Annotated in this window: 13 protein-coding genes and 1 pseudogene; 6 read left to right on the forward strand and 8 right to left on the reverse strand. The window is 47.9% G+C overall.

What is annotated here, in order from left to right; genetic code table 11:
• Nucleotides 1–115: 115 nt before the first annotated feature.
• Both B5D35_RS05580 and glnA read right to left on the reverse strand, forming a co-directional pair.
• On the reverse strand, nucleotides 116–670 hold the full coding sequence (locus B5D35_RS05580; protein WP_078751606.1) for a DUF4124 domain-containing protein: 555 nt from the start codon (nucleotides 668–670) through the stop codon (nucleotides 116–118).
• Nucleotides 671–780: 110 nt separating this feature from the next.
• Nucleotides 781–2,190, reverse strand: a complete 1,410-nt coding sequence (gene glnA / locus B5D35_RS05585; protein ID WP_078751607.1) for a glutamate--ammonia ligase — start codon at nucleotides 2,188–2,190, stop codon at nucleotides 781–783.
• 574 nt (nucleotides 2,191–2,764) lie between these two features.
• Between glnA and typA the strand changes: the two genes are divergently transcribed.
• Nucleotides 2,765–4,594, forward strand: a complete 1,830-nt coding sequence (gene typA / locus B5D35_RS05590) for a translational GTPase TypA (protein ID WP_078751608.1) — start codon at nucleotides 2,765–2,767, stop codon at nucleotides 4,592–4,594.
• A gap of 63 nt (nucleotides 4,595–4,657) precedes the next feature.
• Here the strand turns inward: typA and B5D35_RS05595 are convergent, their stop codons facing one another.
• Together B5D35_RS05595 and B5D35_RS05600 are read right to left on the reverse strand one after the other, a co-directional pair.
• Nucleotides 4,658–4,906 carry a GlsB/YeaQ/YmgE family stress response membrane protein gene (locus B5D35_RS05595; protein ID WP_078751609.1) on the reverse strand — a complete coding sequence of 83 codons (249 nt, stop codon included), beginning with the start codon at nucleotides 4,904–4,906 and terminating at the stop codon, nucleotides 4,658–4,660.
• Between the two features lie 124 nt (nucleotides 4,907–5,030).
• Nucleotides 5,031–5,666 (reverse strand): DUF2959 domain-containing protein, encoded by a 636-nt coding sequence (locus B5D35_RS05600; RefSeq protein ID WP_078751610.1) that lies wholly within the window; start codon nucleotides 5,664–5,666, stop codon nucleotides 5,031–5,033.
• 50 nt (nucleotides 5,667–5,716) lie between these two features.
• Here B5D35_RS05600 and B5D35_RS05605 point away from each other — a divergent pair, with 50 nt between their 5' ends.
• From B5D35_RS05605 to B5D35_RS05615, 3 genes and pseudogenes are all read left to right on the forward strand, one after another.
• Entirely contained in the window at nucleotides 5,717–6,610 is an 894-nt protein-coding gene (locus tag B5D35_RS05605; RefSeq protein WP_078751611.1) for a virulence factor BrkB family protein, read from the forward strand.
• 21 nt (nucleotides 6,611–6,631) lie between these two features.
• On the forward strand, nucleotides 6,632–7,066 hold the full coding sequence (gene dtd, locus B5D35_RS05610; RefSeq protein ID WP_078751612.1) for a D-aminoacyl-tRNA deacylase: 435 nt from the start codon (nucleotides 6,632–6,634) through the stop codon (nucleotides 7,064–7,066).
• Nucleotides 7,067–7,101: 35 nt separating this feature from the next.
• Nucleotides 7,102–8,045 (forward strand): annotated as a pseudogene (locus tag B5D35_RS05615) (bifunctional GNAT family N-acetyltransferase/hotdog fold thioesterase).
• A gap of 1 nt (nucleotide 8,046) precedes the next feature.
• On the opposite strand, the gene B5D35_RS05620 reads toward B5D35_RS05615, so the two are convergent.
• From B5D35_RS05620 to hslR, 4 genes are all read right to left on the reverse strand, one after another.
• Nucleotides 8,047–9,939, reverse strand: coding sequence for an AsmA family protein (locus tag B5D35_RS05620; protein WP_078751613.1), 1,893 nt, complete (start codon nucleotides 9,937–9,939; stop codon nucleotides 8,047–8,049).
• 212 nt (nucleotides 9,940–10,151) lie between these two features.
• Entirely contained in the window at nucleotides 10,152–11,780 is a 1,629-nt protein-coding gene (pckA, locus tag B5D35_RS05625; RefSeq protein WP_078751614.1) for a phosphoenolpyruvate carboxykinase (ATP), read from the reverse strand.
• Between the two features lie 310 nt (nucleotides 11,781–12,090).
• Nucleotides 12,091–12,966 carry an Hsp33 family molecular chaperone HslO gene (gene hslO, locus B5D35_RS05630; RefSeq protein ID WP_078751615.1) on the reverse strand — a complete coding sequence of 292 codons (876 nt, stop codon included), beginning with the start codon at nucleotides 12,964–12,966 and terminating at the stop codon, nucleotides 12,091–12,093.
• 18 nt (nucleotides 12,967–12,984) lie between these two features.
• Nucleotides 12,985–13,395 (reverse strand): ribosome-associated heat shock protein Hsp15, encoded by a 411-nt coding sequence (hslR, locus tag B5D35_RS05635; protein ID WP_078751616.1) that lies wholly within the window; start codon nucleotides 13,393–13,395, stop codon nucleotides 12,985–12,987.
• Nucleotides 13,396–13,663: 268 nt separating this feature from the next.
• Between hslR and gspC the strand changes: the two genes are divergently transcribed.
• Together gspC and gspD are read left to right on the forward strand one after the other, a co-directional pair.
• On the forward strand, nucleotides 13,664–14,566 hold the full coding sequence (gene gspC / locus B5D35_RS05640) for a type II secretion system protein GspC (RefSeq protein WP_078751617.1): 903 nt from the start codon (nucleotides 13,664–13,666) through the stop codon (nucleotides 14,564–14,566).
• Between the two features lie 24 nt (nucleotides 14,567–14,590).
• On the forward strand, nucleotides 14,591–16,609 hold the full coding sequence (gene gspD, locus B5D35_RS05645; protein WP_078751618.1) for a type II secretion system secretin GspD: 2,019 nt from the start codon (nucleotides 14,591–14,593) through the stop codon (nucleotides 16,607–16,609).

The raw sequence follows: 16,609 nt of genomic DNA on the forward strand, positions 1-16,609 counted from the left end.
CTTCCTAATTGGCTGCACCATATTGGTGCAATCAAGTTTACCCGATAGTCCGTGTTTGTGCAGCGTGGAATGTCCTTTTTTGCAACAAAACCGACTATAGATGGAGTCGGAAGGATTACAATGGCTTAGGTGTTGCTTTTGGTGGAGCTTTCCGGTGAATCGTTCGGTGCACAAACACAGTCGCTGAATCAGATGAAGCAATTACCTTGCCACCTTGTAATAGCTGGACTTTGATACTGTGTTCGCCACGATCGACGTTGTTCAACTGTATAGATAAATCTTTTTGTGATTTCAGTGGTTTGCCGTCCACCACGGCACGAACAGATTGTTGTTCACCGAGGGGGAGATCAGTCGACAGCGAGAGCGTAATGTTTCCTTCACTGTTACGGATGGTATCTTCATTCAGCGGCGAAAGTAGCAGGATATCGCTCGCCAATGGTGCAGGAGGCTGAGGTGGAACTGGCGGCGCTTCTGGTGTCATTGGTGCCGCGATGTCGGGATGAGTGTTGAGTGGAATGGCTTTCAGTTCAATGTTTAATTCAATGCTGGCCTCCGGTGGTGAGTCACTAAAGTGTACGACGCCATGCTCATCAACCCAGCGATAATAAGAATCGGCGAGCACGGGGAAAGACACAGCACTGATAAGAAGCAAAGCACCAACGATACGCATGAGTAAGTCCTTTGAGAAAAAGGATATTTTGCGCCTAACGCTTTTCATCACAATAAAAAAAAGGCCCGCTTGTGAGCGAGCCCTTTGATTTCCGAGCAACCCGGGAGGAATTACACTGAGTAGTACAGTTCGAATTCCAGTGGGTGAGTGGTCATGTTCACTTTCTCTACGTCTTGAGATTTCAGGGCGATATAAGAATCGATGAAATCATCAGAGAATACGCCACCGGCTGTCAGGAACTCGCGATCGTCATCCAGTGCTTTCAATGCCACTTCCAGTGACTCTGCAACTTTTGGAATCTCTGCTGCTTCTTCAGCTGGCAGGTCGTACAAATCTTTGTCCATCGCATCGCCAGGGTGGATCTTGTTCTTAATACCGTCAAGACCAGCCATCAGCAGTGATGCAAACGCCAAGTATGGGTTTGCTGCTGGATCTGGGAAGCGTGCTTCAATACGACGCGCTTTCGGGCTTGGTACCACAGGGATACGGATAGAAGCAGAACGGTTACGCGCTGAGTAAGCCAGCATAACTGGTGCTTCAAAGCCAGGTACAAGGCGCTTGTACGAGTTGGTTGATGGGTTAGCAAATGCGTTGATTGCACGTGCGTGCTTGATGATACCGCCAATATAGAAAAGTGCAGTTTCAGACAGGCCGCCGTACTTGTCACCCGCGAACAGGTTTTGACCATCTTTCGCCAGTGATTGGTGAACGTGCATACCAGAACCGTTGTCGCCAACCAGTGGTTTAGGCATGAAAGTCGCTGTCTTACCGAATGCGTGAGCAACGTTATGAACAACGTACTTGTAGATTTGGATTTCGTCTGCTTTTGACGTCAAGGTATTGAAACGCGTTGCGATTTCGTTCTGACCTGCAGTCGCTACTTCGTGGTGGTGTGCTTCAACAACCAGACCCATTTCTTCCATGACCAGACACATTGCTGAGCGGATATCTTGTGATGAATCAACTGGCGCAACTGGGAAGTAACCGCCTTTAACGCCTGGACGGTGACCTTTGTTGCCACCTTCGAAAGAAGAACCGCTGTTCCAGCTCGCTTCTACATCATCGATTTTGTAGAAAGAACCTGACATGTCAGTGTTGAACTTCACGTCATCAAACAGGAAGAACTCTGGCTCTGGACCAACAAGAACGGTGTCTGCAATGCCCGTAGCACGCATGTAGTCTTCAGCACGCTTCGCGATTGAGCGAGGGTCGCGATCATAGCCTTGCATCGTTGCAGGCTCAAGGATGTCACAGCGGACGTTTAGTGTGCTGTCTTCAGTGAACGGGTCAAGTACCGCGGTAGATGCGTCAGGCATCATTACCATGTCTGATTCGTTAATGCCTTTCCAGCCCGCTACAGAAGAGCCATCGAACATTTTACCATCTTCAAAGAAGTCTGCGTCGATTTGGTGCGCAGGGATTGAGATGTGCTGCTCTTTACCTTTGGTATCGGTGAAGCGCAGGTCAACAAATTTTACTTCGTGCTCTTGGATTAAAGCGAGTACGTTTTCTACTGACATGTGAATAAACCTCCGGTGTCATTGTTCTCTAAAATGGCGGTGTGGCTTAGGTGCGCCCCACCAAAATTGGTCTGAACTCCCTAAAGCGAAAACCGTGCCAAGTTTATAGTTCCCGTAAATGCCTGTGTTTAGGCGACTTAGTGCCACAAGAGTGCATAATTGTGATCACTTTTGGTGCGCGTCCGCACCATCCTGGTGCAAGGAAGGATTGCGTCCTTATCGGAACCATTCAGCAGCGGTTATTAGTCGATGTCAATCAATGATGTCCGAGTTTTGAGATGTGTTGCTTGAGCTGTGATCTCGATCGGAGTCCTATGTTTTGCCTTCATGTGGCGCAAAAATCACCCGCGGACGAGAAAGAATGGGGGGTGTCATGCCCGTTTTTAAAAGTCTGTGAGTGTGTCATTGATAAGGCTAAGCGAATATAAATCGATCATAGGTCACATAGTTCGTGGGTTTTGAGTAAAAATCTGTTAAATTACGGCCGTTTTTTTAATCAAGTGGCGGTGAGTGCCCCATCTTGTTATTTGATGCGGCCTTTGACGGCACATCTTTTTTGAGTGAAAGAGAACCCATGTCTACCTTACAGATAGATAAACTAAGAAACATCGCGATCATCGCGCACGTTGACCACGGAAAAACTACCTTGGTTGATAAACTGCTTCAGCAGTCTGGCACCTTGGAAACCCGTGGCGAGCACGAAGAACGCGTCATGGACTCGAACGACATCGAGAAAGAGCGTGGCATTACCATTCTGGCGAAGAACACCGCTATCAACTGGAATGACTACCGTATCAACATCGTAGATACCCCAGGACACGCCGATTTCGGTGGTGAAGTTGAGCGTATCATGTCGATGGTTGACTCAGTTCTGCTGATCGTTGATGCGGTTGACGGCCCAATGCCACAAACGCGTTTTGTAACGCAGAAAGCGTTTGCTCATGGTCTGAAGCCAATCGTTGTTATCAACAAAATCGACCGCCCTGGCGCGCGTCCTGACTGGGTTATGGATCAGGTATTTGACCTGTTTGACAACCTGGGTGCGACCGACGAGCAGTTGGACTTCCGAGTGGTTTACGCATCAGCACTTAACGGTTGGGCTACCTTGGAAGAAGGCGAAACTGGCGAAAACATGGAACCACTGTTCCAAGCGGTTGTAGACAACGTGTCTGCACCACAAGTTGACGCTTCTGGTTCGCTGCAAATGCAAATTTCTCAGCTGGACTACAGCTCATACGTTGGCGTTATCGGTGTAGGCCGTGTAACGCGTGGTTCTGTGAAGCCAAACCAACAAGTGACTGTTGTCGGTGCTGACGGTAAAACCCGTAACGGTAAAGTAGGCTCAGTATTGGGTTACTTGGGTCTTGAGCGCCACGATGTTGAACAAGCTAACGCGGGTGACATCGTTGCAATCACAGGTCTTGGTGAGCTGAAAATCTCTGACACCATCTGTGACGTAAACGCCGTTGAAGCTCTGCCAGCGCTGTCTGTTGATGAGCCTACCGTTACCATGACTTTCCAGGTGAACACCTCTCCGTTCGCAGGTAAAGAAGGTAAATTCGTTACGTCACGTAACATCCTTGAGCGTCTGCAGAAAGAGTTGGTTCACAACGTTGCTCTGCGCGTTGAAGAGACGGGTGACCCGGATCGTTTCCGCGTATCAGGCCGTGGTGAACTTCACCTGTCAATCCTGATCGAAAACATGCGTCGCGAAGGTTTCGAACTGGCGGTATCTCGCCCAGAAGTAATCATCAAAGACGTTGACGGTGAAAAGCAAGAGCCGTTTGAAACTGTAACTATCGACGTATTGGAAGAAAACCAAGGCGGCGTAATGGAGAAAATCGGTTTGCGTAAAGGCGAACTGACTAACATGGCGACTGACGGCAAAGGCCGCGTACGCATGGACTTCATGATGCCTTCTCGTGGTTTGATTGGTTTCCAAACTGAGTTCCTGACGCTAACGTCTGGTTCTGGTTTGATTTACCACACGTTTGATCATTACGGCCCAATGAAACCTGGCGTTATCGGCCAGCGTAAGAACGGCGTACTGATTTCAAACGCGACAGGTAAAGCTCTGACTTACGCGCTGTTCAACCTACAAGAGCGTGGCCGTCTGTTTACTGAGCACGCTGATGAAGTGTACGAAGGTCAAGTAATCGGTATTCATAACCGTTCTAACGACCTGACAGTTAACTGTCTGAAAGGTAAGCAGCTGACCAACGTTCGTGCATCTGGTACGGATGAAGCGCAGGTTCTGAGCCCAGCAATCAAGTACACTCTTGAGCAAGCTCTGGAATTCATCGATGACGACGAACTGGTAGAAGTAACACCAGAAAGCATCCGTATTCGTAAGAAACTGCTGACTGAAAACGATCGTAAGCGCGCTGGCCGTAGTGCTAAGTAAGACTTAGGTTGTTTGAAATAAAAAAGCCTCCCGATTGGGAGGCTTTTTTTTGTGTAGAATTCGTTACTTGGCCAGCTTGTTATAGGCGAACAGTAAGATAAGAGCGCCCACTGTTGCCATCACAATACTGCCAATACTTAAACCGCCAGTGGTGCCAATACCAATAAGGGTACTGACCCAACCACCAACAACGGCCCCCGCGATGCCAAGCAACGTTGTCATGATGAATCCGCCACCATCTTTCCCAGGCATAATCCACTTAGCCAAAATGCCAGCGAGTAGCCCAAGAATGATCCAGGAAATAATGCTCATGTGTTCTCCTCCAGGTTGAGAAACGGAAATACTCCGTTGAATGCAGGCCTTTCTGCCTGCCAAAACCTTAAAGGAATTTGTCTCACATGATGTGTTTCAAGAACGAGAAACGGTAAAGACTCATTTAGTTTTTTAGTGTTGCAAGGAAGCGTTCTGACTCGGCAATTGCGGCCTGCATATCTTTGATCGCTCGGTTTATTTCTTGTTCTAATCCTGCAAATTCGCCTTTTAAAGCGCCGATGGCGGCGGCATTCAGATTATGTTTAAGATACAGAGCGTTATCTCGCAACGTGTCTAAAACAGGCTCCATTTTGCTTTCTGCTTTTTTCATGGCAGCAACCATTTGGTGGTAGCTTCGCTCTGTTTCTTTGAGTTTGCGTTCGCTTTCTCGACGGAGCTTAGTACTGGAATAAAGCGAAAGTTCCTCTTGCCACTCTTCAAACAGCGCATCGGAAACATCCTCAACCGCATCAATGCGTTCGCGGACGTTTTCGACTGCCGCGTCGCTTTCTTCATACTGATCGTTGATGGTGTTATACATGGTTTCTAGTTCACCCCCGTCAAAGTGGGTGAGGGCCGTTAGTGCTTCGAGCGCATTGGTAAATTGTTCACTGGCTTCTTGCTGAGCATCGGAGGCAGCTTCGACGCGGTCTGCCATGATGTCGCGTTTGTGAATGCCGACTTTTTCCATCGTGGCATAGTAAGCAGATTGGCACCCTGAGAGAGTGAAAATAAGAAACAACGCAGAGAGAAGACGCACGATAAACTCCTTGAAACATTGGTGTATGATTACTGTCTTAACAAAAAACTATGGTTGAAGCTGTGGAACGACTCAAGCATTCTTTGCTCAGGATGGGACATATCCTGTTTGCTTTTGCAAGACATCTCATATTACGAGTAAGTCACGATAGGTTGACTGTCAGTGCCGGGTATATGGCGTATGTGACATTATTGTCCTTGGTGCCGCTGATCACCGTTCTTTTGTCTGCATTATCCATTTTCCCGAGTTTTGCCGGCGCGGGTGAGCAGGTAAAGTCATTTGTTCTGCATAACTTTGTGCCTGCATCGAGTGAAGTGTTAGAGCAGTACCTCAATGAATTTGTTGCCAACGCAGGTAAGATGACTGCGGTCGGCGTCGGGTTCTTATTTGTGGTTGCCCTGATGTTGATATCGGCGATTGATAAAAGCTTGAACTACATTTGGCGAGTGAAACATAAACGTGCACCCGTGATTTCTTTTTCGATTTACTGGATGGTACTGACTCTTGGGCCAGTTATGGTAGGCACCAGTATCGGTGTCAGTTCTTATTTAGGGTCATTGAACTTGCTGAATTTACAAGGCAGCCAGATGTGGGCCCCGACGCTCTTGCGTGCGCTGCCATTCACCTTAACCGCGTTGGCTTTTTTTGGTTTGTATACCTTAGTGCCCAATCGACGGGTGGTGATCTGGCATGCGCTTACAGGCGCTGTGTTTGCCAGCTTATTATTTGAGTTCAGTAAGAAAGCTTTTTCCATCTATGTGGCAAAGTTCCCTTCCTATGAGCTGATTTATGGTGCGTTGGCCGTGGTCCCGCTTTTGTTCGTGTGGGTTTATTTGAGCTGGTGTATTGTGCTGCTCGGGGCAGAAGTGACCGCTTCCCTTGGTGAGAAAAACCTGTGGTATAAGTCTGAAAAAGACCCGTTAAATCAAGCTATTGATAATTAAGATGATAAAGAAGGAACTGGTATGATTGCGCTTATTCAGCGAGTCAGTGAAGCCAACGTAGTGGTTGATGGCCAAGTCGTGGGTGCGATTGGTAAAGGTTTGTTAGTTTTGCTGGGTGTCGAGAAAGGTGATGACGATAAAAAGGCGCATCGCTTACACGAGAAAGTGCTCGGCTATCGCATTTTTGGCGATGAAAATGACAAAATGAACCTCAATGTTCAGCAGGCTGGCGGGGATGTTCTCGTGGTGTCTCAATTCACTCTTGCCGCAGATACCAATAAAGGCATGCGTCCAAGCTTTAATGGCGCACCGCCTGATGAAGCTGCTCGTCTGTACGAGGTTTTCTCACAACACTGCCGCGACAGTGGAGTGCGTACTGAAAATGGTGTGTTTGCGGCGGATATGAAGGTCAGTCTGGTCAACGATGGGCCTGTGACATTCTGGCTTCAAGTATAACGGCGATACGATTAGGTTCACAGGAGAGGAACGGTATGTTTCGATTGGTTACTCCAACGAAAGACAACGAACTTCAAGCGTACTACCACTTTAGGTGGAAGATGCTGCGTGAACCTTGGCGACAGCCGGAAGGCTCAGAACGTGATGCGTATGATGTGGGCTCACACCATCGTATGATCATTGACGCGAAAGGCGAGCCAATCGCTATCGGGCGCTTGTATATCAGCCCAGACAATGACGGCCAGATCCGCTATATGGCGGTGGCTCCGCAATACCGAGGTAAAGGCTTAGGCGCCTTGGTTCTCATGGCCTTAGAGTCGCTTGCGCGCCAAGAAGGTGCGAAACGTCTGGTATGTAACTCGCGCGAAGATGCGATTGGTTTCTACGGTTCCAATGGCTTTGTAAACCAAGGCGAACTGAGTGAGAGCGTGGCCCTGTGTGTCACCAGCAAATGCTAAAACCTCTCGACCCCATGTCAGATGTGGTTCGTCGTCCTGAATGGTGTCAAGAACTGCAGCAACGTTGGCAACAGCAAATTCCGATCAGTGACCAGATGGGTGTGCGAATTTCTCAATTCACGGGTTATCGCTTTGAAGTAGCAGCATTGCTCAATGCGAACCTTAATCCGCATCAATCCATGTTTGCAGGTAGTGTGTTCAGCATGGCGACACTTGCAGGATGGGGGATGGTGTGGTTGATGATGAAAGAACGTCAATTGTCGGCGAGCATTGTGTTGGCTGACAGCCATATTCGTTATGGCCGACCAGTCACTGAACGTCCACGAGCTGCAGTATCGTTGGATAACTTGAGTGGCGATCTTGACCGCTTGGCCAGCGGCCGAAAAGCCCGAGTCAAATTAGAAGTGACCATTTATAGCGGTGAAGACGTAGCGGGTACCTTTGTTGGAACTTATGTGTTGTTGCCTGAAGCACAAGAGGATTCAGCCGTTTCGCAGACGCAGACGCTTCTTTTTGGCTGACCTATTTCTTCGATACTTCCAAATCCGCCTCACCGGACACCAAATCCCAACGCCCTGACAGGTTCACGCTCTGGTTGTGTTCTTTTATCACAACGGGTGCCAGTGATATGCGCCCCCGATCAGCCTTTAGCTGGATGTTACTTATGGTTAATGGACGCTGATTTTGATTTTTTGCATTGTCTTGGTGTTGGAGTGCACTCAGCACACTTTGAGACAGTGATTGCCCGCTATCGGCATGCAGCCACAATCGGTGTGGTGTCGCCGTCAGTTCACCGCTCAGGCTATAGGCAAAGCTGTCTTCATTGTCTGCCAATCCGGAGAGGGAAAGCGCAATGTCGTGCTCTCCGTTGATTTCTATCGGCAGCGATAGCCATCGTGCGTAAATATCATTTGGAACGCTCAGTCCTGTCACGGTCACTTTCCACGGCACACTCTGTCGGGATAAATCGATGTGTGCTTTTGCGGCAAACTGTCCTTGTATAAATGACAAGGACAGCGGATCGATTTGCCAATTTCCCTTGTGACTTTCCATTGAGAAATAGGGTGACGAAACAGGGATGCGATTGACGCTGGCACTGGCGGCGCTGGCCGACAGTTGGCCTTGCCATAGACCGGGTTTTCCTGCTTGCTTCAGCACCACATTTTGGCCGCGTAAGTTAAGCCCCACCACTTGGAGAGGGAAGCGTTTGTCCAAATACAGGACATTGGTGTGCTTCACGGTCATATTGTTCACGCGCACATCGTTCAGTTGTTGCAGGGCACTGAAGGTTGATTGCAAAATGGGGTCTTCAGCATTCAAGCTCATGCCACTAATCACGAGGTTGTTGAGTGACAGTGCGGTGGTATTGAGTTTACCGGCGAATGATATAAACCCATCGTCTGCAATTTTGGTAGAAAACGCGTTGATATCAATGTCGTTTCCGTCCAGTGAAACATCGGACAGGATGTCAGTCATCACCCAGTCTTGGTAGCGGATTAAGCTCGCATTGAAGGATAACAGAGCATCGATATCCGCCAGCATTGGCTTGCCATGTTCTAAAACCAGACCTTGTAACGACGCGTTTAAATGTTCAACAGTAAATGTCTCAAAAGAGGCACTTATATCGAGCAGATCTAAACGCCGAAAAGACACCACATTGTTCTTCGTGAAGTCTTGCCATTGATCTATGACGCGCTCCAGCGAACTTGAATACTCAAGCTGAGCATCACTGAGTGTCAACTGATGAAACAGCCATTGGCGAGAATCTGACAGTGTTGCGCTGCCGGTTATATTGCCCCATTGGCTATTAAACGAGATCCCCCATATTTCCCAACTCTCCTTGGCTCGTTCGCTATCAAGCAGCAAGTTGCTCATCGGCAGGCCGTCAATTTCCACTAACGGGGAAGAAAACAAAAATTGTCCCTGCCAATTTCCCCAAGGGGCGTCGCTATTTTCCCAATCGGTTAATTGAATTGCAGCGTCTTTAAAGGCCATGGAGGTACCTGAATAGCTGATATTATCCAGCGCTATATGCTCAATAGTTAATTGCGCGGGTAATGCATTGTGCCATTCATCAGTAACGTCAGCCCCTTTGATGACCACACTTCGTAACACGTTTTCACCCATCAGTGAAGACAGCGGGATGACTGTGATACTGACAGAGTTTGCCTGAAAATTGGCATGATCTGGCTCGCTTTCAGCATGCGTTAATTCAGGGTGTATAAACGTTAACGTAAAGGGATGAGCAATGTCGTAGCGAAGTTCTTCAGCGGCCAGTTGGTAAGGAGAAATGGTACTGATGACGTGCTTGACCATCGTCAGGCCGTATTGGGTATGAAGCAGTGCAATGATGGTGAGCAAAGCCACCACAACGATGATGAAGACAGAAGCAAACAACTTAGCGAGCAATCGCATGGCGAGTCAGTCTCTTTTATACCCTGCTTGTCGGCCACAATGGGGGCGAATCAAAATGGGTAATCGGTAAGAGTAAGTGGCGTAGAGCCCCGTGTTTACATGAGGTTGGCTTAAAAAACACCATTATTCAAGAAGTAAACGAAGAGTGCGTGAAGCAAGATAAAGAAAAGCCCCCAGATGGGGGCTTTGTCGTTTAATTCCACTCGCTGAAATTACAGCTGAGGACCGGCTTGAACCAGTGACTGGCCTTCTGCAGTATCTGTGTATTTCTCAAAGTTCTTCACGAAGCGTTGAGCCAGATCTTCTGCTTTGCTTTCCCACTGAAGTGGGTCAACGTAGGTGTCACGTGGGTCAAGGATTTCTGGATCAACACCAGGTAGCTTGGTAGGGACTTCTAGGTTGAACACAGGAATTTGTTTGGTCTCAGCTTTTTCAATTGAGCCATCCAAAATTGCATCGATGATCGCGCGCGTATCTTTGATAGAGATACGTTTGCCAGAACCATTCCAGCCAGTGTTTACAAGGTAAGCTTCCGCGTCGACAGCTTCCATACGCTTAACCAGTACTTCTGCATACTTGGTTGGGTGCAGCGTCAGGAACGCGTTACCGAAACAAGCGGAGAAGGTTGGTGTTGGCTCTGTGATGCCACGCTCAGTACCTGCCAATTTCGCGGTGAAGCCTGAGAGGAAATGGTACTTAGTTTGCTCTGGAGTCAGTTTAGACACTGGAGGCAGAACACCGAATGCGTCAGCAGACAGGAAGATAACCTTGTTCGCATGACCGCCTTTAGACACAGGCTTAACGATGTTTTCGATGTGGTAGATTGGGTAAGAAACACGGGTGTTTTCAGTCTTAGAGCCGTCATCGAAATCGATAGAGCCATCGTTACGAACCGTTACGTTTTCCAACAGCGCATCACGACGGATTGCGTTGTAGATATCTGGCTCAGCTTCTTTAGATAGCTTGATGGTTTTCGCGTAGCAACCGCCTTCGAAGTTGAAGACACCGTTGTCATCCCAGCCGTGCTCGTCGTCACCGATCAGTGCACGTTTAGGATCAGTAGACAGCGTGGTTTTACCGGTACCAGACAGACCGAAGAAGACAGCAACGTCACCTTCTTTGCCCATGTTTGCAGAACAGTGCATGGATGCAATGTCTTTCAGCGGAAGGAAGTAGTTCATCATTGCGAACATACCTTTCTTCATTTCGCCGCCGTACCAAGTGCCGCCAATCAGCTGCATGCGCTCAGTTAGGTTAAAGACAGTGAAGTTTTCAGAGTTCAGACCATGCTCTTCCCACTTCTCATTCACGCATTTTGCGCCGTTCATGACCACAAAATCAGGCTCGAAGTTTTCCAGCTCTTCTTCTGTTGGGCGGATGAACATGTTTTTCACAAAGTGCGCTTGCCACGCAACTTCTGTGACAACGCGAATGCTTAGGCGGGTATCAGGGTTCGCACCACAGAATCCGTCAATCACAAACAGACGTTTGCCAGACAGTTGTGCGGTAACAAGGGCTTTGAGATCATCCCATACGTGCTGGTCGATTGGCTTGTTATCATTCTTGCCTTGATCCGACCACCACATGGTGTCGCGTGTAGTGTCATCGCGCACTATGTATTTGTCTTTCGGTGAGCGACCAGTAAAGATACCAGTATCTACAGACACTGCACCAAGCTCGGTAACAGTCCCTCTTTCGTAGCCTTCTAGTTCTGGTTTGGTTTCTTCTGTGAAAAGTTGTTCGTATGTAGGGTTACGTACAATCTCTTTTACATTGAAAAGACCGTGCTTTGACAAATCCATATTATTTGCAACCTTTTTCTCGACGTTCATGACAGTCATAGGTGCTCCTTGGGTAAGATGTAATTAACTGTCGTCCATGCTAGCAACCTGAACTCGGCAATTCAGGGATTCAATTCAAAAAATAACCACAAACAATTTAAGGGAATGTAATTCTCTTTTCCGTTGTGTCTTTTTAATATTACCGCCTTGTTGCGCAGTTGTGCCACACTATATTGGTTATTATTTGTACAAAATTAAGCAGTTACAATTCAGCGTAGCTTTTGTGGGAAAATTGGGCAAATAAATAAAAAAACCGGCACAGAGGCCGGTTTTTGTGGGTTTTTTGAGCGTTATTTAATAAAGAAAATTATTAATGCACTGTGCCTGATGATGGCCCGTTTTGCTCGTAAATGGATGAAATATCTAAAGAATCAAACTCATAATCGGTGCCGCAGTAGTCACAGTGAAGTTTGATATTTCCGGTCTCTTCGACCATTTTTTCAATTTCTTGGCGTTCGATAGCAGCAATCGCAGATGCGCTGCGCTCGCGGGAGCATGAACACTTAAATGTGACTGTTTTAGGCTCGTACACTTTTACATTTTCTTGGTGATACAAACGGTATAACACTTCTTCAGCGTCCAAATTGAACAGTTCTTCGTTCTTCACTGTCTCTGTCAATTGTGCCAAATGATCGAAATCTGTGTCGCTACCCATACCATCTGGAAGGATCTGAAGCAGCATACCAGCGGCTCTGTCTTGACCGTCTACATCTCCTGTGCGAAGCCATAAACGTGTCTTCAATTGCTCAGAGCGCGCGAAGTAATCTTCCAAGCATGCTTCAAGCGTATCAGCTTCTAGGCCGACGATGCCTTGGTAACGTTCACCTTGTTCAGGCTCAATGGTGATCACAATGTGGCCTTTACCCATTAGCTCTGGCAATGTGCCTTCGCTCGGGAGGCTGTCATTCCAACGTGCTGTACCACGAAGCACTTGATTGTGATTACCGTTGATCACGACCAGTGATACTGGGCCATCACCTTGAAGTTGGACGGTAATGCTACCTTCAAACTTCAGAGTGGCTGTTAGCAGGCTTGTGACTGTCATCAGTTCGCCCAAAAGGCGTTTCACAGGTGCAGGGTAGTCTTTACTACCTGTCAGCTGTTGGTATGAATCAGAAAGTTGAACCAGTTCGCCGCGTACAGAGACGCCATCGAACAAGTAACGGTGCAGACTATCTTGTGCCATGGGATAACTTCTCCGGCGTTAATCGTTACTGTTTCTAAATTTTATAATATCGCGTCGCTGCTTTTTATCAGGACGACGATCTGGACTTGGGTTGTGTGCGTGAAGCTGACGTTCGACGCTGCGTTGTTCTCTTCGCGTCACACTTGCTTCTGTTTCTCTGTAGAGTGTTTGTGCTTCTGGGGCCCCACGGCGTTGCTCGCTGAGCTTCTCGATGATCACGACTTTTTCTTCAAAGCCCAATCTCAATTTGACTTCAGCGCCTAACTCAACAATTTTGCTTGGCTTTGAACGGTGGCCGTTGTAGTGCACTTTTCCGCCATCGATCATGTTTCTGGCAAGCGTACGCGTTTTATAAAAACGTGCAGCCCAAAGCCATTTATCTAGCCTTATCTGCAAATTTTGGTCAGTTTTCCCGAGTTTGGAACCCACAAAATACCTCTCTACCGTATGGTGGCTAAACTTATCACGTATTACTTAATACGATCAGCATCACAATTAGGGGTCTTATATGGTGTTTTCACGTCTAACTTTCAAGCTGAATTGGAATTATTAACCCAAAAATAAGCTCCTACTTATCGGCAAGTGCAGATAAAAAGGGTAAATTGGAGAGTCCAGCAACTGAATATTTTTTATAGATATAAACTTCAGTTATTCGCTGAGTGACTTTGGAAAGTCGACTTATAAGAACAGGAACAGCATGTTTTCGAATTTTGGGATTTCGCGTTTGGCAAATATAGCGCAACCACAACTAGGGAAAGATTTTCATGTCTACCTATCAAAATGGGTAGCTCGTCTGTTGATTCTGTTTTTAGCTTGGACGCTGGGGCGACTTCTTTGGGTATGGTTTGAACCGACCTCTGTGGAAGCAAACTCACAACCAACAGCCTTTGTCGCATCCACAAACACAACTCCCGCCTATCATATCGACCAATTGGCTCTTCATCAGTTCTTTGGAGAGTTCAATGCAAAATCGGCTCCGATTGAGCCTAAACCTCAACCAGTGGTTGAAGCACCCAAAACCAAGCTAAATTTAACATTGGTCGGTTTGGTGGCCAGTTCAGAGCCCGAGCGAGGACTTGCGGTTATCGCCAATCGTGGTTCGCAGAAAACCTATGGCATTGGTGAGCCTATCGAAGGAACGCGCGTTACTCTCAGACAAGTGCTGAATGATCGCGTCATATTACGAAACAATGGCAGAGATGAAGCACTGATGCTGGCGGGCGTTGATTACAACCAGCCCAACAAAGCACCGGTGAGGAAAGCGCCAGCGCAACAGCGAGCTTCTTCTGGTGATTCGGATTTAAGCGCGATCAAAGCAGAAATCATGAATAACCCCCAAGCCTTATTGAAGTACCTCACGCTGTCGCGCGAGCAAAACGAAACAGGGCTTATTGGCTATCGAATAGGGCCAGGGAGCGACAGTCGACTATTTACGGATGCTGGGCTTCAAACGGGTGACATCGCCGTAGGCATTAACGGTGCCGATTTGACCAATCCAGCAGAGATGAATCGCATCTGGCAAAGTTTGTCAGATGCATCGGAAATTAGCCTAACCGTTCAACGTGGCGGTCAGTTGCACGAAATCTATATCAGTCTGTAATGAAGACTGGGGACGGAGAATACAGTGAAAAACGGTAAGAAACGGAATGCTTGGCTCATAGCCGGTGTGCTTACCATGCAGAGCGTAGGAGCTTGGGCTGCGGAATTTAGCGCAAGTTTCAAAGGCACTGACATGCAAGAGTTCATTGAGATTGTCGGACGCAATCTAGAGAAAACCATCATTGTTGACCCTGCTGTTCGCGGGAAGGTCAATGTGCGTAGCTATGACGTGCTCAACGAAGAGCAGTATTACCAGTTTTTCCTCAATGTCCTCGAAGTCTATGGCTTCGCAGTGGTAGAGATGGAAAATGGCGTGTTGAAAGTGGTGAGAGATAAGGATGCTAAGCAATCTGCGATTCCCGTTGTAGGGAATAACTCGATTGAAGGCGATGCCATTATCACGCGTGTTGTCTCTGTGAAGAACGTGACGGTCCGTGAATTGTCTCCACTGCTTCGCCAACTGATTGATAACGCGGGGGCGGGTAATGTGGTGCATTACGACCCTGCTAACGTGATTATGATCACCGGTAATGCAGCAGTGGTTAATCGCTTGGCCAATATCATCGAACGTGTCGATCAGGCGGGTGACACGGAAGTTGAGATCGTGAATCTCAAACACGCGTCAGCATCTGAAATGGTGCGTATCGTGGAATCTTTGCATAAGCAATCTGACGGTAAAAATGTTCCGGCCTTGCTTCAACCAAGTTTTGTGGCGGATGAGCGCACCAACTCAGTGTTGATCTCCGGTGAGCCTCAGGTTCGCGAACGTATCCGTAAATTGATTTCTCAACTCGATCGTGAAATGGCGACCATTGGTAACAACCGTGTGGTTTATCTTCGCTATGCCAAAGCTGAAGAAGTTGTTGAAGTGCTGCAGGGTGTGTCGGAAAACCTGGTGGCGGAAAAACAAGGAGGCCAGCGTCAAGCCAGTGCAGCAACATCGGGTGGCGATGTGAAAATTTCCGCGCACAAAGGCACTAACGCACTGGTGATTACCGCTCCGCCAGACATCATGCGCGCGTTGGAAAGCGTGATTGCACAGCTCGATATTCGCCGGGCGCAGGTTCTGATTGAGGCCATGATTGTGGAAATGTCGGAAAGTGACGGTGCAAATTTGGGCATTCAATGGGGTTCTCTGGATGGTGGTGGCATTCAGTTTGGTAATACGGGTGTACCAATCACCAATTATCTGGCGGCGCAGGAAGAGGCCAAAGATACGACTACGACGGAGTCTCGTTTCGACAATAACAACAATCTAGTGCAAGTCCCGATTACTGAATCGGGTGATCCAACAGCGATTGCCGAAGTGCTTGGCGGTGTGAGCGGCCTAGCAGCAGGTATTGTCTTAGGCGACTGGACAGCATTGGTAACGGCAGTGTCGACCAACAGTGATTCCAACATTTTGTCTTCGCCAAGTTTGATGGTGCTGGACAATGAAGAAGCCTCTTTTATCGTGGGTGAAGAAGTGCCCGTCGTGACAGGTTCTGCAACTGGGTCGAACAATGACAACCCGTTCCAGACGGTGGAGCGTAAAGACGTGGGTATCAAGTTGAAAGTGACGCCACAAATCAATGAGGGCGACTCAGTTCAACTCAGCATCGAACAAGAGATTTCCAATGTATTGGGTGCCAGTGGTGCGGTCGATATTCGATTTGGTAAGCGCCAGCTAACGACCTCAGTTCTGGCTGCGGATCAGCAAATGATTGTGCTAAGTGGTTTGATTGATGAGCAAACCAATGAGAGCGAGCAGAAAGTCCCAATACTGGGTGATATTCCACTGCTGGGGCATCTGTTTAAATCCACGTCCTCGGGCAAAACCAAGCGAAACCTGATGTTGTTTATCAAGCCGACGATCATTCGTACGGGATTGACAGCAGACGGTATTACCCAGCGAAAATATAACTACATCCGTGCTGAGCAGATCTACCGTGCTCAAGAAGAAGTGAAGCTGATGCCAGGCGTGACGACACCCGTTCTTCCAGAATACGGTGCGGATTTATCTATGCCTGCTGAAATTCGCGCAATCATGGCGGAATTGAGGTAA

Origin of the sequence: Enterovibrio nigricans DSM 22720 (assembly GCF_900167155.1) — a bacterium.
GTDB lineage: Bacteria > Pseudomonadota > Gammaproteobacteria > Enterobacterales > Vibrionaceae > Enterovibrio > Enterovibrio nigricans.

What these genes read in the sequence shown, in the direction of transcription:
- B5D35_RS05580 (WP_078751606.1), bottom strand. Translation starts at nt 670, where the DNA reads ATGCGTATCGTTGGTGCTTTGCTTCTTATCAGTGCTGTGTCTTTCCCC.
- glnA (WP_078751607.1), bottom strand. Translation starts at nt 2,190, where the DNA reads ATGTCAGTAGAAAACGTACTCGCTTTAATCCAAGAGCACGAAGTAAAA.
- typA (WP_078751608.1), top strand. Translation starts at nt 2,765, where the DNA reads ATGTCTACCTTACAGATAGATAAACTAAGAAACATCGCGATCATCGCG.
- B5D35_RS05595 (WP_078751609.1), bottom strand. Translation starts at nt 4,906, where the DNA reads ATGAGCATTATTTCCTGGATCATTCTTGGGCTACTCGCTGGCATTTTG.
- B5D35_RS05605 (WP_078751611.1), top strand. Translation starts at nt 5,717, where the DNA reads ATGGTTGAAGCTGTGGAACGACTCAAGCATTCTTTGCTCAGGATGGGA.
- dtd (WP_078751612.1), top strand. Translation starts at nt 6,632, where the DNA reads ATGATTGCGCTTATTCAGCGAGTCAGTGAAGCCAACGTAGTGGTTGAT.
- B5D35_RS05620 (WP_078751613.1), bottom strand. Translation starts at nt 9,939, where the DNA reads ATGCGATTGCTCGCTAAGTTGTTTGCTTCTGTCTTCATCATCGTTGTG.
- pckA (WP_078751614.1), bottom strand. Translation starts at nt 11,780, where the DNA reads ATGACTGTCATGAACGTCGAGAAAAAGGTTGCAAATAATATGGATTTG.
- hslO (WP_078751615.1), bottom strand. Translation starts at nt 12,966, where the DNA reads ATGGCACAAGATAGTCTGCACCGTTACTTGTTCGATGGCGTCTCTGTA.
- gspC (WP_078751617.1), top strand. Translation starts at nt 13,664, where the DNA reads ATGTTTTCGAATTTTGGGATTTCGCGTTTGGCAAATATAGCGCAACCA.